The organism is Bacteroidales bacterium, from assembly GCA_017521245.1.
Classification (GTDB): domain Bacteria; phylum Bacteroidota; class Bacteroidia; order Bacteroidales; family G3-4614; genus Caccoplasma_A.
The window spans coordinates 18,098-40,700 of the sequence record JAFXDI010000039.1; the positions used below are offsets into that span (position 1 = coordinate 18,098).

17 protein-coding genes are annotated in these 22,603 nt (G+C 34.7%); 10 read left to right on the forward strand and 7 right to left on the reverse strand.

All coding sequences use genetic code 11. The features are described 5' to 3' along the window. Positions 1-67: 67 nt before the first annotated feature. The 3 genes from ccsA to IKK64_06190 are packed head-to-tail and all read right to left on the reverse strand — an operon-like array spanning position 68 to position 4,542. Positions 68-2,416 carry a cytochrome c biogenesis protein CcsA gene (gene ccsA / locus IKK64_06180; protein MBR4119649.1) on the reverse strand — a complete coding sequence of 783 codons (2,349 nt, stop codon included), beginning with the start codon at positions 2,414-2,416 and terminating at the stop codon, positions 68-70. 12 nt (positions 2,417-2,428) lie between these two features. Then, positions 2,429-2,995 (reverse strand): hypothetical protein, encoded by a 567-nt coding sequence (locus IKK64_06185; protein MBR4119650.1) that lies wholly within the window; start codon positions 2,993-2,995, stop codon positions 2,429-2,431. 5 nt (positions 2,996-3,000) lie between these two features. Next, positions 3,001-4,542, reverse strand: a complete 1,542-nt coding sequence (locus IKK64_06190) for a DUF3078 domain-containing protein (GenBank protein ID MBR4119651.1) — start codon at positions 4,540-4,542, stop codon at positions 3,001-3,003. Positions 4,543-4,864: 322 nt separating this feature from the next. Here IKK64_06190 and IKK64_06195 point away from each other — a divergent pair, with 322 nt between their 5' ends. From IKK64_06195 to IKK64_06205, 3 genes are all read left to right on the forward strand, one after another. Continuing rightward, positions 4,865-6,475, forward strand: coding sequence for a CTP synthase (locus tag IKK64_06195; protein MBR4119652.1), 1,611 nt, complete (start codon positions 4,865-4,867; stop codon positions 6,473-6,475). Positions 6,476-6,494: 19 nt separating this feature from the next. Beyond that, positions 6,495-8,375, forward strand: a complete 1,881-nt coding sequence (yidC, locus tag IKK64_06200; GenBank protein MBR4119653.1) for a membrane protein insertase YidC — start codon at positions 6,495-6,497, stop codon at positions 8,373-8,375. Between the two features lie 114 nt (positions 8,376-8,489). Next, on the forward strand, positions 8,490-10,526 hold the full coding sequence (locus tag IKK64_06205) for a glycoside hydrolase family 16 protein (GenBank protein ID MBR4119654.1): 2,037 nt from the start codon (positions 8,490-8,492) through the stop codon (positions 10,524-10,526). 322 nt (positions 10,527-10,848) lie between these two features. Here the strand turns inward: IKK64_06205 and secG are convergent, their stop codons facing one another. Genes secG through IKK64_06225 form a run of 4 tightly spaced genes read right to left on the reverse strand, consistent with a single transcriptional unit; the run spans position 10,849 to position 13,582 of the window. After that, positions 10,849-11,193 (reverse strand): preprotein translocase subunit SecG, encoded by a 345-nt coding sequence (secG, locus tag IKK64_06210; GenBank protein MBR4119655.1) that lies wholly within the window; start codon positions 11,191-11,193, stop codon positions 10,849-10,851. Positions 11,194-11,200: 7 nt separating this feature from the next. After that, positions 11,201-11,848, reverse strand: coding sequence for a hypothetical protein (locus IKK64_06215; protein MBR4119656.1), 648 nt, complete (start codon positions 11,846-11,848; stop codon positions 11,201-11,203). Between the two features lie 5 nt (positions 11,849-11,853). Further along, positions 11,854-12,369, reverse strand: coding sequence for a hypothetical protein (locus IKK64_06220; GenBank protein MBR4119657.1), 516 nt, complete (start codon positions 12,367-12,369; stop codon positions 11,854-11,856). Further along, a complete protein-coding gene (locus tag IKK64_06225; GenBank protein ID MBR4119658.1) occupies positions 12,353-13,582 on the reverse strand; it encodes a sigma 54-interacting transcriptional regulator in 1,230 nt (409 codons plus the stop codon). The genes IKK64_06220 and IKK64_06225 overlap by 17 nt, the downstream gene beginning before the upstream one ends. 321 nt (positions 13,583-13,903) lie before the next feature. On the opposite strand from IKK64_06225, the gene IKK64_06230 reads away from it, so the two are divergent. From IKK64_06230 to IKK64_06260, 7 genes are all read left to right on the forward strand, one after another. Next, positions 13,904-14,491, forward strand: a complete 588-nt coding sequence (locus IKK64_06230) for a DUF3575 domain-containing protein (protein ID MBR4119659.1) — start codon at positions 13,904-13,906, stop codon at positions 14,489-14,491. 20 nt (positions 14,492-14,511) lie between these two features. Beyond that, complete coding sequence (locus tag IKK64_06235) at positions 14,512-16,515, forward strand: carboxypeptidase-like regulatory domain-containing protein (protein ID MBR4119660.1); 2,004 nt, start codon at positions 14,512-14,514, stop codon at positions 16,513-16,515. Further along, entirely contained in the window at positions 16,496-19,411 is a 2,916-nt protein-coding gene (locus IKK64_06240) for a hypothetical protein (GenBank protein MBR4119661.1), read from the forward strand. Before IKK64_06235 ends, IKK64_06240 begins: the two co-directional genes overlap by 20 nt. Before the next feature lie 238 nt (positions 19,412-19,649). Beyond that, complete coding sequence (locus IKK64_06245) at positions 19,650-20,849, forward strand: dTDP-glucose 4,6-dehydratase (GenBank protein MBR4119662.1); 1,200 nt, start codon at positions 19,650-19,652, stop codon at positions 20,847-20,849. Positions 20,850-20,876: 27 nt separating this feature from the next. After that, positions 20,877-21,758: a glucose-1-phosphate thymidylyltransferase RfbA gene (rfbA, locus tag IKK64_06250; GenBank protein MBR4119663.1), complete on the forward strand. Its 882-nt coding sequence runs from the start codon at positions 20,877-20,879 to the stop codon at positions 21,756-21,758. Positions 21,759-21,763: 5 nt separating this feature from the next. Then, positions 21,764-22,177, forward strand: a complete 414-nt coding sequence (locus IKK64_06255; protein ID MBR4119664.1) for a WxcM-like domain-containing protein — start codon at positions 21,764-21,766, stop codon at positions 22,175-22,177. Next, positions 22,170-22,601: a WxcM-like domain-containing protein gene (locus IKK64_06260; protein MBR4119665.1), complete on the forward strand. Its 432-nt coding sequence runs from the start codon at positions 22,170-22,172 to the stop codon at positions 22,599-22,601. Before IKK64_06255 ends, IKK64_06260 begins: the two co-directional genes overlap by 8 nt. The last annotated feature ends 2 nt before the right edge of the window (positions 22,602-22,603 follow it).

Below are 22,603 nucleotides of genomic sequence, written 5' to 3' on the forward strand. Positions count from 1 at the left end.
AGATAAAAAGCAGAGGTGTTGTTCACGTGAACAGCACCTCTGTTTTATTTATTATATAGTAGTATAATTACTTTCTGTTTTTTTTAATCCTCTTTTGTCTCCACATTGCAACAATCCATATTAACGCAGTTATAGTATAGATAATTATAACATACTCTATGGCAGGAGGATTACTATTGTTGCCGTACGAATGTAACCCTGATAGATAATAATTTACACCAAAATAGGTCATTAAAACCGAGAGCGTTGCAAGAACCGAGAGTCCTGAGAAAATTATATCGTTCCTCAATTTAGGAACGAATCTTGAGTGTGTAACAATTGCATAAACAAAAATAGTAATTAAAGCCCAACTCTCTTTGGCATCCCAGCCCCAATATCTGCCCCACGACAGGTTTGCCCAAATAGCCCCCAAGAATGTACCCACTGTAACTAAAATCAAGCCAATGTACATCAAAAACTCATTAATATAGGCGAGATCCTTAACAACCTTATCGGAATCTCTTTTAAACGAAATAATAAGGGAGTATAAACCAATAACCGCACAAATAGCAAAAAATCCATAACTTGCCGTAATAACTGTAACGTGCAGAATTAACCAAGGCGAGTTAAGCACTGGCATAAGAGGGGTTATAACAGGGTCTAACCAATTAAGTGATGATATTAAAAGAGTAACTGCTGCCATAACAGAAGAGAGTGCCAATACAATAGAACTCTTTTTCATAAAGAGTAATCCGCCTAATGCAACACACCAAGCAATATATAACATAGTTTCGTATGTGTTGCTCCATGGTGGTTGACTTGACACATACCATCTTAGAATAATACCGGATGAGTGTAATAAGAATATTGCAAATATAGCACCCGCAATAGCCCCCATCTTTATCTGTTGCATAAAGGTTGTAGCCGAAGAGTATCTAATCGCAAAGAAAAGTAACAAAACACCCAATATAATGTAACCAAATGCAACAATCTTAAATATGGGGACTTTGCTATATATAATAGATAATTTTCGTTTTGTAGGGGAGGGTAGTTCTCCCTTATATTTTACCTCTTGAAAAGTTGTTATATGGTCAATAATCTCGTTGCTCTCTTTAACTCTTCCTGCAATGTAACTACCAATGGCAGTTGCAACAAACAATGAGTCGCTACCTTTGAAACTGTTCTCATTTGGCGAAATCCATTTGCCATCATCGGTTGGGAATATCTTTAACAGGGAGCAATTTAAAATAGCAGAAAATATACGAGCTTTCTCATCAAGTTTCGATAACTCTTTACTATTTAGTATATTGCCATCTAAAGAGTTTAGTTTGTATCTTCCCTCGTTGTCGAACAAAGAGTTGAACGCAATATATTTACTTTCATTGTTGCTGAAAAGTTTAACAATATTCTTATCTGAGCAATATATAATTGGGGTATTGCTCCAAAACTCAGGATTAGAGATAAAGCTCATATACAACCTTGCTCCCCATGTATCATTATTATCGCCATTAGAGTGGGTAATCTTTCTAAGGATAGTTCTGGCATGACACTCCAAAGGTTCCAATATGCCATTGTTGCTTAAAACAATAACATTCTCCCACTTCTTGGCGTCTTCGTGCGAAATAAGATTTTGCTCATCAATAACCAACTCATTAGCATTTGCCTGTATGCTTGATAGTAAGAGAATTGCGATAATTGATGCTTTACCACTTTTTGATGAAATAGAGACAAGGATATCTTTAATTCTGCTGCTCTTACCAAACAGAGATAGTAAAAAACCTATCAGCAATAATCCATATCCGATGTATGTAATAAGAGTGCCTTCAAAGTCTCTATTAATAAGTAGAGTAGAGCCTCTCATATCCTTGTCGTACGACAATTGGTAAATTCTATAACCCTTCTCTCTGAGAATTTTATTAACAGATATTATTGCGTCGTAATTACTCTCTTTGTCGCTTATTGTAATAAAACTCTTATATGCCAACGGAAATTCATTGCCTTCGTAATATTCAACCTCAAATCTATTTAATTTTATAGAAAAAGGCAGATTGATTTTATCTCCATCTTTAGAAGTAAAATAAGAGGCAACATCACCTTCTCTTAAATGTATAGTGCCCTCTTTGCCTGTATAGTGAGTAGTTACAGCACCCACAATAATTATAATAAATGCAAAGTGTAATATAATAGCACCATATCTGCCTCTTTGAGCAAGTTTAGACTTTATGGTGAAAGCAATAAAACTTACTGCTGCAATAGTAAATAAGAGATAAAGAGCAATGTTATAATAGAAAAAATTAAGAGCAATCTCTGTACCATAAAACTTTTCAATAAAAGTAGCAGTAGCTATAAAAATTACAGATAGAAGAAGAGATGTTAAAGCAAATCTTATATCTGATATAAGAGATAAGAATGTAGATTTAAGACTATTTATGTTCATTGATGCCTCTATTTAGATTTTTTCTCTCTCAATCTTTTCATTTATAGGAGAAGAGGGTTTTGTTTTTTGTGTTTTTTGTTCAGAAGTGGGGTATAGTTTAACGGCAAACAGTTTTCTCTTTATTGAAGAACTTCCCGTATAAACAAGTTTGCTCCCTCTTAAAGAGAGATGAAAAATGTCAAAGGTAGGAATAATACCCCTATCCTTTACTTCGCAACTAAAAATGTTTTTATCAGCGGTTTTGTTTAGCAAAGCAATAACTTTGCCACAGGGAATTTTTGCAAACCAATTAGCAAGAGTTACTCTATCCTTGAGCATAACCATTTGGTAATCTGCAATTGTGTCGCAAGAGTTACTCTCTATAATCATAAAAAGAACCCCATTGTGGGATTCCCATATTCCCACAATGGAGTTAATATCTTTATCTGTAAACTGAGAGTATGCACTCTCAATATTAAGCGAATCAATGCTATCCCAACCCTTATGGTCCTTTGCGATAGCAAAGAGAGGAGTAAATAACATTATAGATAAAACTAAAATAGTTTTACACTTTAACGATAAACTCCGTTTGTCGCTCATAACAATTATTTGAATTTATAGTTAAATCCAAAACTCAACATCTCTTTAAATTGCAAGTGGTTGTTGTGCTCGTTTCTTGGAACACTATCATCATATCTTGCGTGTAGGTAAATTTTTGTTGAGAAGAATCTGTTGAATACAAAGTTCAAACCAGTTTCAATATCTGCCAAAACTGATTTGTAATCAGTAAAGTAGAATACTCTTGATGTCCAAGTTAGGTTAGGATAGAACTCCCATTTAAATGTTCCTTCAAGAGAAGAACCGACTTGATTATCAAATCTACCCTCTTTAATACCTGCCTTTCTGTATGCTAACTCTTCGTCTAAAGAGAATTTTAAGTTATATGAAAGAGGTGCAAGCATTACAGAAGTCTCAAATTTTCTCTCGGCAATTTTTTTGTTGTAGCTCATACCGACTCCAATGTTGAACTCACCGGGAGAGAAGAATGATGAATTTTTAACTTCGCTATTTGATGCATAACTATCAAATAATTGAGTCTTAAATAACAGAGACACAGTATAGTACCAATCTTTAATCGCCTTAATACCCAATTTAGAGTTAATTTGGAAAAGGTCATCGTTGATGCTTATTTTGTGATACTGATCTGAAGGAGTAGTGCTTATACCAACTTTCCATTGAGCAGATGTAGTAAACAAAATATTATTGTGATCGTACTCAACATTATATAATTGGTCGCTTATTAAGTTAAAGTTGCTCTCTCCACCTTGATACCAGTTTTTAGAAATATAAGCCTGAGAAACTTGAATTGAACTTGTAAAACTATGTTTCCAAAGTTTTGGAGTAGGAGGAGCGTCTGTTGTAACTGAAGTAGAAGGAACATCTAATTTTTCGATAGATACAAACTCTTTTTGATTTTTCTTTTTCATCTTCTCGTTTTTAGGAGCCTTTGGCATAGTCTCGTTAGTGTACTCAACATCTGCCGGATTTTTGCTGACAACACTATTTTTTGCCTCCTCTAAAACTTTTTCGCTATTGCTTTTTTCTAACTCATTAGCAAACGACTCATCTAAAGTCAATGATTGTTCATCTGATGAAACATTGTATGCAGGAACATCTACATTAGTCTTAATATCCTTTTCGTTGAAAACCAATGATAAGAAATTAGGATTAACTGGGCTGACTGGGTTCTCTGAACTATCTTTAACATCCATAATATACTCTGTGATAGAAGTATAAATTATTGATTTAATAGAATCGTTAACAGTAGAATCACCTTTAAAAATTGCAAGTTTCTCTAAATAAGAGATAACTTCCGATTTCAAATTCTCTTTAGCAATAGTGGCACTATCAACAACCACCTCTTCTTGAACTGGTAAACCAATAGAGTCGGCAATAAGCATAATTCCCTCCTCAATTGTAGTGTTTAATGAATCAAGAGCTTCAGCTTTAATCTCCGAAACGATAGAGTCGTTAATTAGCATTGGAGTTGCTGCCAATACGCTATCGGCAGGGGTAGATTGTTGGCTCGCTTTTGCTGTAAAAAACAAGCAAGTTAAGCAAATTAAAGTAAAAGTAAAATTTTTCATATTAATAAAATGTATAATTAAAATTCAACTTGAGTTATATGCGACAACTATTAAAGAGAATAACACGAGGGTTTAAACAATTCTATGAAACTCTTTAACTATCTCATAAACATATTAATACAATCATAAGTAATATGCGGTGGATAGTTCGCATAAATTATTACAAAATTAGTTTATTATTATTAAATAATTGCAATATTTTGCCAAAAAAAAATTAAAGAAGAAAAACAATATCTTTAGGTAAAATAATATATCATTAATGTAATTTTTTTTCTTAACTTTGCAACTTAAAATTATCAGATAATTGTAATACATATTTACGATGGAAACAAAGTATATTTTCGTAACAGGAGGAGTTGTATCATCATTAGGTAAAGGTATAATTTCTGCATCAGTGGCAAAACTTTTGCTATCAAGAGGTTATAAAGTAACAGTTCAAAAATTTGATCCATATATCAATATAGATCCAGGAACGTTAAACCCATACGAACATGGAGAATGTTATGTAACAATAGATGGTCGTGAAGCAGACCTTGACTTAGGACACTATGAGCGTTTTACAAATATAAAGACTACACGTGGAAATACAATCACATCTGGAAGAATTTACCAAACAGTGTTGGATAAAGAGAGAAGAGGTGACTATATGGGAAAAACCGTACAAGTAATACCTCATATTACCGATGAGATTAAACGTAATGTAAAACATTTTGGCAAAAAAGAGGGTTATGATTTTGTAATCAGCGAGATAGGCGGAACAGTAGGAGATATGGAGTCATTACCATATTTGGAGGCTGTGCGTCAGTTGCGTTGGGAGTTAGGTAAAAACTGCCTATGTATCCACTTGACATATGTTCCCTTTATTTCTGCAGCAAAAGAGTTGAAGACAAAACCAACTCAACATAGTGTACAAAAACTACAAGAGTTAGGAATTCAACCCGATGTTTTGGTATTACGTACAGAGCATAATTTAGATGACGATTTACGCCGTAAAGTAGCACTATTCTGCAACGTATCACCTGAGGCAGTAGTTCAATCAATAGATGTACCTTCAATATATGAAGTACCTCTAAAAATGCAAGAGCAAAAATTAGATGAGATTATTCTTAAGAAAACCGAAGTTGATTATTCAAACAACCCATCAGATTTAACAGGTTGGACAAACTTTGTAAATCGATTTAAGAGTGCAACAGAGAAAGTAAAAATAGGAATAGTAGGAAAATATGTTGAGTTGCAAGATGCCTACAAATCAATAACCGAAGCATTGACACAATCTGCTGCATACAACGATAGAAAGGTTGATTTGCAAATGATACAGGCCGCAAATATTACAGAGGCAAATGTTGCTGAGCAGTTAAAAGATTTAGATGGAGTAATTGTTGCTCCAGGATTTGGACAAAGAGGAGTAGAGGGTAAATTTATTGCACTAAAATATGCACGTGAAAATGATATCCCAACATTAGGATTGTGCTTAGGAATGCAATGTATGGTTATCGAGTTTGCTCGTAACGTATTGGGATATAAAAATGCAAACTCAACAGAGTTGGAGATAACAACTAAATATAATGTAATTGACCTTATGGAAGAGCAAAAGAATGCTCTTAACATAGGAGGAACAATGCGATTGGGAGAGTACGATTGTAAACTAAAAGAGGGCTCAAAAGTGGCAGAGGCATACGGAGTGCTTGATATAAAAGAGCGTCATCGCCACAGATTTGAATTTAATAATGCATATCGCGAGGCATTTGAAAAAGCAGGAATGATGTGTGTTGGCGAGAATCCCGAGACAGGATTAGTAGAGGTAGTAGAGATACCTACCCTAAAATGGTATGTAGGAACTCAATATCACCCTGAGTACAATAGTACAGTATTGAATCCTAACCCATTATTTATGAGTTTTATAAAAGCAGCAATAGAGAATAGTAAACGATAAAAAGCGAAAAAAAAGAAATATGGATAAAAACACGATTATAGGATTTCTTCTTATGGCGGCATTGCTTTTTGGGTATTCGTGGTTAAATCAACCTACCCAAGAAGAACTTGCTCAAGCACGATATAACGATTCAATAGCAAAAGTTCAAGCAATTGAGTTGCAAAAAATGCTTGATACAAAACAAGAGCCTATAGCAGAGGTCTTAGATTCTGTTGAGTTAGATGCAAAGATAAAATCTCAATATGGAGCATTCTCACAAGCCTCGCAAGGAGAATCAAAAAAAATATCGTTATCAAACAACTTACTTGATTTAGAGTTTAATACCAAAGGAGGAGCATTAAGTAAAGCAACTCTAAAAGAGTATTCAAGATACGACTCCTTGCCGGTAGTATTATTTGATGAGAGTGACAATGAATTTGGATTTATATTCAAATCATCAGGAAGAGTAGTATATACAAAAGATTTGTATTTTACTCCGCAAGTAACAAGTGATACAACATTGGTTATGACTTTAACATCAGATGAGGGCTCAAAGTTTAATATAAAATATACTTTGCCGTCTGATAGTTACATGGTAGATGTTCAAATAACACAAGAGGGAATGGAGAAAGTATTGCCTCATAATATGACAAATTTGGACTTCACATGGGAACAAAAGTTGCGTAGCCAAGAGAAAGGAAGAACTTTTGAAGAGAGAAATAGTACGCTAATGTACAAACGCATTGGAGAGGAGGTTGATGAGTTATCTGAAACAGGAGAAGACTCAGAGAATATGCAATTGGGAATCAAATGGATAGGATTTAAAAATCAATTCTTCTCATCTGTGTTGATTGCCGATAAAAGATTTAATGGCGCTCAGTTATATTCTAAAGCGATTGAGGGCGACAGTGCATATCTAAAAGCGTATAAAGCAGAAACATCGTTTGAGTACAATCCAATAAATCCCGAAGGGCCATCATATAGAATATTCCTTGGACCAAACCTTTATCCTCTACTCAAATCGTACGATTCAGGTGTAGAAGATAGTGAGGAGTTAAACTTGGATAATCTTGTACCATTGGGATGGACACTATTCCGTTGGATAAATACAATACTTATAATTCCTGTTTTTACCTTCTTGGGGCAATACATTGATAATTATGGAATAATAATACTATTACTAACCATAATAATAAAGATAATAATATTGCCATTGACCTATAAATCATATATGTCAACTGCAAAAATTAGAGTCTTGCGTCCACAGATTGAGGAGATAAACGCAAAATATCCAGGAAACGACAAAGCATTAGAGCGTCAAAGAGCAACTATGGATTTGTATAGTAAAGCGGGAGCAAGTCCTATGAGTGGATGTTTGCCAATGCTATTACAGATGCCAATATTGATTGCTATGTTTGCCTTCTTCCCATCATCAATCGAGTTGAGAGGAGAGCCATTCCTATGGGCAGATGACCTTTCGGCATACGATGCAATATTAACATGGGATGCAAACATACCGGTTATCTCTTGGATATTTGGAAACCACTTAAGTCTATTCTGTTTATTGATGACAATAACCAATATTGTATATACAAAAATAAATATGGATAGTCAGGCCTCTGGTGCACAGATGCCAGGAATGAAGTGGATGATGTATCTAATGCCATTAATGTTCTTGGTAATCTTCAATAACTACGCATCAGGATTAAGTTACTATTACTTTGTTTCTCTATTGATAACAATACTTCAAACATACGCATTCCGTAAGTTTATAAACGAAGAAAAAGTGTTAGCAAAACTAAAAGAGAATCAAAAGAAACCACGTAAGAAAAGCGGTTTTATGGCTCGATTAGAGGAGGCGCAAAAACGTCAGGAAGCAATGATGCGAGAACGTGCAAAACAAAATGCAAAACGCAGATAATGAAAATTAAAGATATTAATAAATAATGTATAGAGGAGTGTTTTTAACGCTCCTCTATATTTTTATAAATAATTTTTTATATCTTTATGCAGCAATATATAAACAATGTATATTATGAAAAAATTTTACCTATTTGTCGTAGCACTATTTGTATTGGTATTGAATGTAAATGCCGATTATTGTACCCGAACAACCAATAGTAATTCATCGCGATATTTAAGATCTGTATCATTTCAAGGAGGAATATATGAATTTACTCCCCTTACAATAGCAACATCGGGATATTCTGCAATCTACTACAATAAAACATCAAAAGTCTTTTATGCAAATGCAGGCTCAACAATAACACCCGTAATTGATTATGAAGGAGCGTGGATGCAAGGATATGTATATATTGATTATGATAATAACGGAGAATTTAACACCGATAACGAACTTGTAGCATATAGTGGCTATATGCAGAATGGAGTTTGGCGTAATAGTAATGGAGAGCAATTTGCCGATGGAGGTGTATGCCCTCCATCATCAACACCCTCTTTCTTAATTCCTGAGTCAGTACCTTCGGGTGATTATAGAATGAGAGTAAAAGTAGATTGGGATTCTCCCGATCCTTGCGGACGTACATCTGCAACAGGTAACTCTATGGAGCAGAACGGAGGAGCGATAGTAGATTTGACATTGCGTTTAACAGGCATTACCTATAACTATCCAATAACAATAGAAAACGAATACACTTCAGAGTATATCTTGGATTGGGTGGAAGATTTTAATACAGGTAGATTGGATGAAACAGTATGGAGTAGGATAGAGCCATACGAAAGTGGTAATCCCGATTGGCGAAAGAATATCTCTACATACGATGGATGCTTTGATTTTCGTGATGGGAATATAGTTCTTAGAGGAATAACTAACCCGGGAGAGTCAATAACAGGGGATAGTCGCACATATCTATGTGGAGGAATAGAATCATTAGGAAAAAAAAGTTTTAAGAATGGTCGTATTGAGATACGGGCAAAAACCTCATCAGCACGCGGAGCGTGGCCCGCATTATGGATGATGCCAGAAGATCAATCGGCAGGATGGCCAGGTTGTGGAGAGATAGATATCTTTGAACACCTCAACTATGATTCATTTGTATATCAAACATTGCATAGCAACTATACTTATAATGTAAGTAAAGAGTCGCCATTGTCACATATAACCGAGTCAGTAAATGTTGCCGATTATAATACATACGGAGTAGTCTTGTCTCTTGATACTTTAAAACTAATGGTTAATAATAAGGTAACAATGGCATATCCAAATATAGGAGCAACAGATCAATATCCATACGCAAAAGAGTTCTATTTAATACTTGATATGCAGTTGGGTGGCTCATGGGTAGGATCGGTAACTGGAGAGAATCTCCCCGTTGAGATGTATCTTGATTGGGTTAAATTCTATAAGAATTACGAAACAGGAGGAAAACTGTCGGTAAAAACTCTTGAAAATAAAATAGTAGCATCAGGAACTACTGTGCCAGAGAATACAGTGCTATTAATATCTGCAACACCAGTAGAGGGGTATGAAGTAGAAACAATAATAGTAAATGGAGAAGATGTTACATCTCAACACAATATCTCGGGAACATACGCATACTCTCCAACCTCTGCCACAACAATATCTGCTTCATATAAAGAAAAAGAGTGTATTGTAAACTATACTGTTGAAGGAGGAGTATTTGTCTCTGTGCTTGATGAAGATGATAATCAAGTTGCAAATGGAGGAAAAGTTACTTATGGTAAAAATATAACAGTAAACTTGCAACCAGTTGCAGGAGAATCATTAATGAAATATGCTATAAATGGAGAAGATAAGTCATCAGAAGTTGTAAACGGAACACATACAATAAAAGTAATAGAAGATACGAATATAGATATAAAATATACAAACTTTAGTTCGGTAGAAGAGTCAAATACAACATTGGCAGAGGTATTTACAGCTTCACACAAAATAGTTATTATCACTCCCACAGCAGAAGAGGTGACAATATATAATATGTCAGGAATGGTAGTGGATAGTAGAGTAGTTGAAGGTAGGGTAGAGGTTGAGAAGCAATCAGGACTATATATAGTAAAGGTTGGAACATCGGTATATAAAGTGAGATTGTAAATGCTATTTATTTAGATTGTTGTTCATACTTTTCACATTCATTGTGTTGTATATTTAAATTTAATTATATATTTGCAATATCAGTCTTAGGAGCGTTGCTGAGTACGAAAGTATCTGCCGCTCCTTTTTTTATTCTTTGATACAAAGGTTATAACTTTAGCTCCCTTTGAATTATTTAAAACGCAAACAATGAGTTTTACGATAAACTTTGATGTTTTTCCTTTCATTTATACAATATATTAATTATGACCTAAAGGTGTAAAAAAATAGGTTTTGCAAAATAAATGCAAAACCTATTTTTTAATTCTCAAATTATTAAATATTAATTTTGAGCATCAGTAGGAATTTCAGGATTAGCAACAGCCTCTGTTTCTCCGTTGTTAATTAATTCGGGAATAACAGTCTCCTCGATATTTTTTTGAACTACTGAAGATTTTTCGCTACTTGTAGTAACAAATGCAGCAGAAGCAATACTCAAAACAACAATAGTTGCAGCTAAAGTCCAAGTTGCTTTCTCCAAAAAGTCAGTAGTTTTTCTAACGCCCATAATTTGGTTTGAAGAAGCAAATCCCGAAGCTAAGCCTCCGCCTTTTGAATTTTGTACTAATACAATCAAAATCATTAATACTGCTGCAAGCACAATAAGAATAGTAATAAAAGTTGCCATTTTTTCTTTATTCAGTTTTTATATTAATAATCAATTTCTCTAAAAATCTAATTTGGTCTGCAAAGTAAATATTTTTTTCTGGATTTTTCAAACTTATCTCCTTAATAATTTCCAAAGCACGTTCATATTTGCGTTGTTTTATATATATGTGTGCCAAACTTTCAGTTAAAAACTCCTCTTCAATAGGTCTGTTATACTCCTCTTCATTCAAATTGTCAATAATCTCCTCTTCTGTTGAATCTTCCCTTTCTGGTTTACTAAACACTCCACTCTCAACGGCGCTAAGGAATGAATTTATTGAGTCAATTTGTTTGTCATCCTCATCAATAGGTTCCTCTTCGGTAAATGTAAAGTAGTCCGAACTATAACCTTCGCTTTTTAAAATATCATCTAATGAAGACTCTTCAATACCACTCGATTCTAAGAAGTTGTCAATAGTAGAAAAATTGTCATCTTTCTTCTCTTTTAACTCTGTCGTAGCAATCTTCTCAACTTTTTCAGTTTCAGAATCTGTATTACGCATAAATGCTGCTAATTTCTTTAATTCTTTCGAAAGCATAGCAATATTCTCTCCGGGCTTATCCATAGCCGAGAGAAGATTCTTGCGTTTGTATCCGTCGGAATTTCTGTTTTTTTTGCTCTTAGCAGAATTCATCTTTTTTACCAGTTTGCAACAGTGGCATTAAAAATAAGTTCAGCGAGTTCAGCGGTTATCTCACTTATAAGTTCATCTTGAACCTCAGTCAATAATCTTGAACTATCAAAATCTCTGTAAGCACTAAAAGTATCATCAATGCTAAATTGAGGATTTTTAGTGTCGGTATATTTAACTCTTACTCTAATAGTCAATCTTGTTTGTGATGCGTATGCGTCACTTTTAACAGCCTGAGGAGTAATGTCGTATCCGGTAATCTCACCCTCAACCTGTAAATCTCCATTTGTCCTAACCAAGTTTAGGCGTGTCTGTCTTACATATATATCCTCCAATGCTAAGTTGAATGCTTGTGCAAGAGGCGGATAAACCAATGCGGCCCTAATAGGGAAATTAGCAATAGAGATTGTTTTGGTAGTATTGTAATCTATTGATGCCCCATTGAATTTATATGAGATGGTACAACCACAAAGCATTACAATGGCAACAATAAAAGTTGAGATATATTTAGCTATCCTTTTCATTGTCCAAATTGTATTCTTTAATCTTTCTATATAAAGTTCTTTCTGAAATCTTTAACTCTTCAGCACATTTTTTACGTTTGCCATTATTCTTTTCAAGAGATCTTTTTATCATCTCCTTTTCGGCTTCTTCAAGAGTCATTGAGGTATCCTCTATATTCTCAATATTTATAGTCTCAAAATTGTCATAACAATCTTTGCGTGATTCTATATAAGGGGTGTGTTGTATATCTTCCGCAACATCCTCTCTAAAGTCCTTTTGTGGTAATTTGTGAAGAATATTCTTTTGAGAATTATTCATTTGAGATTTTATTTCATCAATCTCTTTTCTCATCTCTAAAATAATTTTATATAGCATTTCTCTCTCTCCGTCCATAAAAGCATTACCTTCTTTTTTATTTATGGCGGGGAGATTGGGCCCTTCATAAACAGGAAGATATGATTGTAGAACTTTCGCAGATACCTCACGAGAAGTTTCTAAGATAGAGATTTGCTCTGTAATATTTCTGAGTTGTCTGATATTGCCAGGCCATCTATATGATAATAATAAATTCCTTGCTTCGGGTGAAAGGGTAATTGATGGCATTTTATATCCTTCTGCAAAATCAGAACTGAATTTTCTGAATAGTAATAAAATATCGTCAACCCTCTCTCTAAGAGGAGGAAGCTCAATTTGAATAGTATTCAGTCTGTAAAATAAATCTTCTCTAAATTTACCCTCTTGAATAGCCTTGGTCATATTCATGTTGGTTGCGGCAACAATCCTAACGTCCGTTTTTTGAACAATAGAAGAACCAACTTTTATAAACTCTCCATTTTCAAGAACTCTTAAAAGGCGAGCTTGAGTAGTCAAAGGAAGTTCTCCAACTTCATCTAAGAATATTGTGCCGCCATCACCTTCTTCAAAATAACCTTTTCTATCGCTAAGGGCACCGGTAAATGCGCCTTTTTCGTGACCGAAAAGTTCTGAGTCTATTGTCCCTTCGGGGATCGCACCGCAGTTGACTGCAATATATTTTTTGTGTTTTCTTGCACTACATTCGTGAATGATCTTTGGAAAGAACTCTTTTCCGGTTCCGCTTTCACCTGTAATAAGAACAGAAATATCAAATCGGGCAACTTGTATTGCACGACTTATAGCCCTAATTAAAGAGGGAGAGTTTCCTATAATATTAAACCTTTGTTTAATGCTATTAATATCTGGTTGGAAGTCCATAGTAATCTCTGTATTAATATGCAAAAATAATAATAAATAATCAATGCTAAAAATAAAATTACACAAAACTCTTATAATATGCCATAAAGATAACAATTTTTTGGAAATGTATTATTGAATAATAGTGTATATGTTTATTTTATTTGTGCTTTAAAGCGATTTTTTTTGTAATATTTTCTGAAATCATAAGATAGTGAATTTTAAGTAAATATTTGTTTAAAATACTCTTGCAGTATTAAAAAAAATGTAGTACCTTTGCCCTTGCGTTTTGTGTTATGAAAAATAAAATACAAAACCTTAAAAATAAAGATAATAACAGATATGAAAATAGACTCAAAAAGGAGTGTTCGCTCATTGTTTAAACTATTAAAAAATAGTAGAGGAACTATCCTTGTACTAATAATAACCTTAATGCCATTTGCAGGTAGTGCTCAAAAGATAGCAGTAAAGACAAATCTATTGGAGTGGGCAACAATATCTCCAAATATCTCGGCAGAGTTTGTTGTTTCTCCTACAATGTCGCTCGACTTAACAGCTTCATTCAATGAATGGACTCCATATAAAAATGCAAAATTTGATCATTTCAGAATTCAACCGGAGTTGAGATATTGGTTTCAACGTCCTATGGCTCAGCACTTCTTAGGATTTACACTAATGTATGTAGACTATGAATTGTTGCATAAAGGAGAGTATCACGATGGACAAGGTATAGGTGGAGGATTTACCTATGGATATGATTTTGTGTTGAGTAAAAGATGGAATTTAGAATTAACAGCAGGTATAGGAGCTTTATATCGTTTCGAAAAGAAATACGAAGAAGGGGCAACCATACCCTCAGGTAATAATGCTAATAGATGGTGTTTAGTTCCCATAAAATTAGGAGTTACACTATCTTATGTAATTTTCTAAAATACATAAAGCGCTAGAAGATGAACAAGATAATAAAAATATTTTTCTTGCTGGTGACATTGATTATAATGACACCAATAGAATTGTATGCACAAAATATACGTGTGTCAGGAGTAGTTCGTGGCAACAATGGAGAGCGAGTAGCAGGAGTTTCCATAACTGACCTTGGGCGTCAAAGAGTATTAGGAATAACCGATGAAGATGGTAAATATTCGATAGTGTTAGCACCCAATGCAACAATATCGTTTACCTGTATGGGATATTCTGAGAAAAAAGAGAAAGTAAAAGGTAGAGTAACAATAGATGTCGAGTTGCAATCTACTGCAAAAGAGATGGATGAAATTACCGTAACAGCAAGTTTAGTAGGTAATGTGGTATTTGAACCATCCGAGATTGAAATTGTAGGAAACTATTTTCACCTAAGAACACGTTTTAAAGTGCCCAAAGAGATAATGGCGTTGGACCATCGTTTGGTAGTACAACCTACAATATATAATGTAACACGAAACAGCACAATGTTTCTACGTCCTGTTGTATCAGACGGAAGAGAGTATCTTTTGACACAGGAACGTATGTATGGCTTTGATATAACAAGAGACACATTGTCTCCATATATTCAAAAAAGTGAAATGTCTCGACAAGGCGAGATAATAGCATATCACGATTCAGTATATATTGAGAATAACCGAGATGATTATCGTTCTGATGTATTCTTGTCGGTAGAAGATTACCACAAGATTATACGAGTTGATACAATGGTAATAGCAAAAGGAACAGTAAACCCGTTACGTTTCTTTGATTATAACATTCCGGCACAAGATTTAACAGACTCAATATATATACCAAAACCAGAGCTGGCATTACGCAGTGACAAAGGAGAAGTACACTTAACATATCTTCCCGGTAAATCAGATATTGATGAAAAAAATCCAAATAACCTACAAGAACTTAAAAAGTTAGAAGACAGAATCAAATACTTGGAGCAAGATCCGGATGCAAAATTGCAGTCTATGTCGATATTTGGAATATCTTCACCAGAAGGAAATTATGCTAAAAACGTTGAATTGGCAGATTTGCGTATGCGTTCAGCCCGAAATAAGATATTGTCTTATATAAGTCCTGCAACAAAAGAGTTCTTGAAAGTAGAATCTCAATCAAAGGTAGAAAATTGGTTACCAGTAGTAGAGATGTTGAAACAAGACTCATTAATTGAAAAAGCAAATGAGGTACAAGCAATAATTGACAAATACCCCACAAGTCTGAATTCACAATTCAATAAAATTAAGAAACTATCATATTATCGTTCAATAATAGTACCATATCTAGCAAAACTAAGAAGAGTGGAGTATGATTTTGGATATTCACTATATCGTATATTAAAAGATGAAGAGATTGCTGAAATGTATCAGCAAAACTACACACAATTATCTCGTTACGACTTTTACAGAATGTTCCAAATGGCAAAGGACGATGTAGAGAAAGAGACATTGTATTCACAGGCAATATCGGTATATCCCAAATTTATGTTGGCTGCAAATAACTTAGCTGCCCTGTATATACGTCAGGGACGTTCAAATATTGATATTCTAAAACCATTTATTAAAGGTGATAATATACCGGAAGAGGTATTAACAAATCAAATTATAGCTACCTTAGATAAATGGCAATATTCAACAGCCGATTCGTTGGCATCACTAATGCCACAATCAGAGACTGCTGAATATGTAAAATCAATTACACGTTTAATGAACGGAAACTACCAAGAGGCATTATCTCAATTCGAAGGAGAAGGCGGACTTAATGAGGTGTTGATATTATTAGCAATGAAGCGTAACGATGAAGCATGGGAGAAGGCGCAAGAACTACCTGATGATTCGGCACGAGTATTATATGTAAAAGCAATAATAGCCAATCGTTTGGATATGGTTGTTGAGGCTATTGATTATATCGAAACAGCATTAGATATGGATCCCTCGTTAAGAGAGATTGCAGAGATTGATGCAGATGTTAAAGATTTGTTATAGAGTGGAAATGAAACAGGTACAGATATATAATAAGATAGGAGTTATACGAAATCTACTCATAATAATGATAATGATGACAATCTTCTCATCAGAATCATTAGCACAATTGAATGCGTTAGATTATCGTTTGCAAAAACGTCCAAGGCTAGAGAAATTTGATAATCCCAAATTTAAAGACCACACATTTATGAGTGTGGCAGCGGGAGCGCAATTTAACTTCTTGAACGGGCAACATGGAACCGAAGTTGGTCCGGTGATGCGTTATTATGTAGGAAAATGGTTTACTCCTGTAATAGGAGCAAGATTTGGTATTGATATGTCATATCTCTATGACAGAGGAACCGAAACTTTTGGAATCTTTGGTTTTAATGCCGACTATTTAGCAAATATCAGTGCATTTGTACGAGGATACAATCCTGACCGACTATTTGAGTTTTATGGAATTGCGGGATTAACATACAAGCGTTCATATCAATACGGAAACGGAAACAATCTGTTTGGAGGAGTATTAGGATTTCAAGGAAACTTTACGCTAACGCCGTTGATTGATTTATATATTGAGCCAAAGGTAACATTGGCAAATGATTCATATAACGACAGAGAAAAAGACCTTGAACGTAAGTTTGACTTAATGCCTGAAGTAACAGTCGGAGTAACATATAAGATGGTACCCGATGAAAAACGTAAAACAACCGATTTTACAAACTCAGGATTTAAGAATAATCTATTCTTTACAACAGCATTTGGAGTACAACGAGTAACCACCCGATTAATGGATTTAAAAGGTCGTAACTATGCTGGATTTAGTGGAATGTTAGGATTTGGAGGATGGTTTAATCAAGTACAAGGTTTAAGACTATCAGCTTTGGCAGGATTTGCTCCCTATATCCCTGATAATGGAGTAACAACTGAAAATGTGTTGATAAACGGTGTCGGAAGAGCAGATTACTTAGTAAATTATAGTAATCTGTTTGGAGGATACAACGAAAAACGTATTTTCAAGTTAATAGGAACATTTGGTGTTGAGTTGGCAGCAACCAAATATGTAGATTCAGGATGGAAGGTAGCAGGAGGTTTAGGTATTGGATTGCAAGGAGCATTCCGAGTATCGCCAACAGTCGACCTTTTCATGGAACCCAGAATGTCGTTCTACAATAAAACATACACACATGCACAAAACAATCGTTTTGATGGAGTGGCATCAATGCTATTTGGTGTAACTTACCACAGTAGCGATAATGAGTACAAAAAAGACAATGACATATTTGCTCACAAGTCAAAAACAGATCATATGTTTGTATCTGCATCAGCAGGTATGGGAGGAACAATTGAGAGATTCCCTCAAGACCTATCTGGAGGAGATGCAATAGCATATCGTTTCAATATAGGAATAGGTAAATGGTTTACAAAAAATTCGGGATTGCAAGTAACCGGAGGAGCGTTGTTGTTTGGTACACGCAGTCCATATAGTTTAACAAACGATCCTTATAGAGCAAGAACTTTAACATTGGGTGTTGACTATTTGTTGAATATGACAAATGTTGTTGCAGGTTATCGCGAAGACAGACTCTTTGAGGTAATAGGAGGAGCAGGAGTTTCTGCAATATATCACCACTCATCGTTCTATCCAGCATTACAAGCATTCTTCAGAGGAAACTTCAATTTGATGAAGAATTGGAGTGTATATGTAGAGCCACATGCAATGTGGTCGCCAACACGAGGAGTATTTACCAATACAATAGTAACACGCAAGTCAATAGTAATGACAGCCAACGTAGGTACAACATATACATTAAAAGGATATGAAGCAGCTTCGTATGACCAGTTCTTAGCAAGTGAAGGTAAACGCCTTTTCTTCTCAATAGGAGCAGGAGCATCAGGAAATCTTGATAACCGTCTATTTGATAATGCTAAATTCCGTGTAGGACCAATGGGACGCTTATCAGTAGGATGCTGGGAATCTCCAGTATTGGGATGGAGAGTAAGTGCAATGGCTGAGAAGGTGAATGGCAAAACAAACGAAAAAGATATCTCACATGCAGGATTAGAGGCCGATGTAATGTTCTCATTAATGAATGCAGCATTGGGCTATAAACCATATCGTTTATTTGATTTGAATGTAATAGCAGGAGTTCACACCGGATTCTCAATTGTAAATCATAACAAACGATTTATCCCAGGCTTCAAAGGAAGTGTTCAAGGAGTATTCAATGTAACCCCCAAAATAGGAATATATGTTGAGCCTCAGGTAGCAGTATATTTGAATAAGTTTGACGGAGAAAACAAACAAAAAACAAATGTGGCACTATTGGCAGGATTAACATATACAATGAATAAAGCCGACAGAGGTAAAACTGCAACTTCCGAGATGGAAGATAAAAACTTTATCTCAATGTACGGAGGTTTAGGATTATACGGAAATACATTAATGTCTAAGTTTACTGGTAAATTTGCTGATAAGATGACATACTCTGGAGGTATATCATACGGACGTTGGATTACACCAGTACACGGATTGAGAATAAATGCAGAGTACAACCATATTAAAAAACCTTTCGAAACAATAGGAGAGAAGATGGGAGTGGTTGCTCCTCGAGTTGATTATATGTTGAATATGACAAATTTGATATGTGGATACGATCCTCAATCTAAATTTGATGCAATAATCTTTGCGGGAGCAGGAGTTGTAATACCAGCAACAGGAGAGAATCCATCAGTAAAAACAACATATAATTTAGCATTTGGATTGAAAGCAAACGTAAGAGTAACCGACAAGATAAACTTCTATGTTGAACCCCGCGGAGTATTCTATGGAGATAAAATTGACGGATACAAATCAAATGCAGGATTTGATGCAACAGCAATGTTATTAGCAGGATTTGATTTCAAATTCTAAAGAGATAAAAAGAATATTTTACTATAATACAAAACAGAAGAGGTTGGTTAATCTTTTCTGTTTTTGTTTTATAATATAATTATGTAAAAGAATTTCTATGGTCAAAGAACCACTAAACAAATAAAGTTGTTGATTTTAAATATCACTTTAAATTGTAAAACTTGAGATAAATAGTTAACTAGTAATCTAATATTTAAAAAATAATTATTACCTTCGCAATATATATGCCATATATTATATGAAAAAATATCTTGTAACAGGAGCCGCCGGTTTTATAGGAGCAAACTTTGTAAAGTATATGTTGTCGAAGTATGATGATATATATATAGTAATCCTTGATAAACTAACCTATGCAGGAAACTTAGGGACAATAAAAAACGAGATAGAGGATAGCAGAGTTGAGTTTGTGTTGGGAGATATATGCGATAAAGAGAAAGTATCAGAGATATTCTCTAAATATGACATCGACTATGTAGTAAACTTTGCAGCCGAGTCGCATGTTGACAGAAGTATCACCAACCCACAACTATTCTTAGAAACCAATATACTTGGAACTCAAAATATGTTGGAGTGTGCAAAACAAGCATGGATAACAGGAAAAGATTACAAAGGGTATCCAACATACAAGGATGGGAAAAAATACCTACAAGTCTCAACCGATGAGGTGTATGGCTCATTAAGCAAAGATTATGACCAGCCCCAGCAACTGGAGATAACTGATGAAGAGGTTAAACAAGTAGTAAAAGGAAGAACAGATATAAAGACATACGGAGATAAATATTTCACCGAGACAACACCATTAGACCCTCGTTCGCCATATTCAGCATCAAAAACAAGTGCCGACTTAATAGTTAGAGCATACAACGAAACATATAAGATGCCAATAAATATAACTCGTTGTTCTAATAACTACGGGCCATATCACTTTCCTGAGAAGTTGATACCTTTAATCATAAAGAATATACTTGAAGGAAAAAAACTTCCAGTATATGGCAAAGGAGAGAATGTTCGCGATTGGCTCTATGTTGAAGACCATGCAAAAGCCATTGATATGGTATTAAATTCAGGAAGAGTAGGAGAGGTATATAATATTGGAGGATTTAACGAAGAGACCAATATAAACATTGTAAAATTGGTAATTGATACCATTGCTCGAATAATGAGAGAAGAGCCATCATATCAATCAGTGTTAAAAGTACCAGTTGAAATGATAAATTATGATTTAATAACATACGTTGGCGACAGATTAGGTCACGATATGCGATACGCAATTGATCCCTCAAAAACAGCAAGAGAGTTAGGTTGGTATCCCGAGACTCCTTTTGCCGTAGGAATAGAAAAGACCATTCGTTGGAACTTAGATAATCAAGATTGGGTTAATGAGGTAGCAAGTGGAGACTATCAAAAATATTACGACCAAATGTATAAAAACAGATAAAAGAGTAATACCCTAAAACATAAAGCAATGAAAGGAATTGTATTAGCAGGAGGTTCGGGAACAAGATTATATCCCATAACAAAAGGAGTATCAAAACAGATGCTGCCTATATATGACAAGCCAATGATATACTATCCTATATCGGTGTTAATGTTAGCAGGGATACGCGAAATATTAATAATATCAACACCTGATGATTTGCAAGGCTTTAAACGCCTATTAGGAGATGGCTCACAGTTCGGAGTAAAATTTAGTTATGCTGAGCAACCATCACCCGATGGGTTGGCACAAGCATTTATAATAGGAGAGGAGTTTATAGGCAATGATTCAGCCTGTATGGTATTAGGAGACAACATATTTTATGGACAAGGATTCTCTAAAATGCTGAAAAATGCAGTAGCAAAAGCAGAAAACGGCGAAGCAACAATATTTGGATATTGGGTAAATGATCCAGAGCGTTACGGAGTGGCAACCTTTGATGAAGAGTTAAATGTAACCTCAATAATTGAAAAACCTCAAAATCCCAAATCAAACTATGCCGTAGTAGGATTATATTTCTATCCAAATAGGGTAGTTGAGATAGCAAAAAGTATAAAGCCGTCGGCGCGAGGAGAGTTAGAGATAACCACAGTGAATAATGTATTTAAAGATACGCAAGGATTAAAAATATCATTATTGGGACGTGGATTTGCTTGGCTTGATACAGGAACGCATGAATCTCTTTTTGATGCCTCAAATTTTATAGGAACAATAGAGAGACGACAAGGACTAAAAGTAGCATGTCTTGAGGAGATAGCCTTCCGTAATCGTTGGATAACAGCAAAAGATGTATTAGCTATTGCCGAACCAATGAAGAAAAATCAATATGGGCAATATCTAATAAATTTAGTAGAGGAGTATAGTAAATAAGAAATATGGCACTTGATAAAGTAAAAAAGGTAGAACTCCCAAAAGTAGTTGATTTCAGAGGAAATCTATCAGTGATAGAAGAGTTGAATCAAATACCCTTCGAGATAAAACGAGTATATTGGATATACGATGTACCCGGAGGGGAAAAACGATATGGGCATGCCTTTAAGGAGCAACATGAATTCATAGTAGCTCTTTCAGGAAGTTTTGATATAATCCTAAACGATGGTACAGAGGAGCGAGTATATACTCTAAACCGTTCGTATAATGGAGTATATATCCCTAATAAAATATGGAGAAGAATAGAGAACTTCTCAACTAACTCAGTTGCATTAGTATTGTCCTCAACACATTTCTCTCAAGACGATTACATTGATGATTATAACGAATATCTGCAATATCTAAAAGACAATGGATAAGAAACTATATAATATAAACGATTGTAAAGTAATAGAGTTAGGTAAATATTACCGTCCCAATGGTAATCTTACAGCCGTTGAGGGAGCAAATAATCAAATAGGGTTTGATATTAAAAGAGTCTATTACATATATGATGTACCTGCAACCAGTGACAGAGGAGGTCATGCTCATAAGGAGTTGATGCAGTTGATAGTGGCAGTGAGTGGCAGTTTTGATGTCCTTGTAGATGACGGAAAGAAATTTAAAACAGTAACACTTAACCGTCCCAATTTGGGCTTACTTTTACCACCAGGAATATGGCGAGAGATAAAAAACTTCTCATCAGGAGCGGTAACATTAGTGTTGGCATCTGCACCATACGATGAAGGAGATTATGTTCGCAGTTATACAAAATTTATGGATTATAGAGAATCAATAAAATAGTC